At 35.5% G+C, this 417-nt stretch carries 1 protein-coding gene; it reads left to right on the forward strand.

What is annotated here, in order from left to right:
• Nucleotides 1–191: hypothetical protein (locus tag CWC11_RS23155; RefSeq protein WP_212748116.1), on the forward strand; the 191-nt coding region annotated here is incomplete at its 5' end.
• Nucleotides 192–417: the final 226 nt, after the last annotated feature.

A 417-nucleotide genomic window follows, 5' to 3' on the forward strand; every position in this document is an offset into this window, starting at 1 on the left:
TTTTAAGTCGCATTGGCTCAGGTTCTTCACCTTTGCCTAAGATTAATAGTGTTTTTAATAATCATGGTTTCTTAAATTCCATAATTCAAACTGTAGCCGATATTCATAACGACCCTAATTTTAAGGGTTCAAGGGAGGGGCCCGTTTCACGGGAAGGTGACTTTGAACTTTTAAAATTAAAGGAGAGTTGAAAAGTTAGTCAATAAGTGATCTTATAGGCATGTCAGGTAGAGCGGTAACTCTTACCTGACACTAACATAAACAACTTTCGAGGAGTTATCCATGTCTAAGCAAGATACTAACAATGTTGATCTAATTACTACAGCCGAAAATATAGAAAATCTATTAACTGCCCTTATTGGCCTATCCGCATTTCATAAAACAGACGACTCAATTAACGAATTAATATCCCTATTA

The sequence above is a fragment of the Pseudoalteromonas sp. S3178 genome, assembly GCF_005886985.1.
Lineage (GTDB): Bacteria > Pseudomonadota > Gammaproteobacteria > Enterobacterales > Alteromonadaceae > Pseudoalteromonas > Pseudoalteromonas carrageenovora.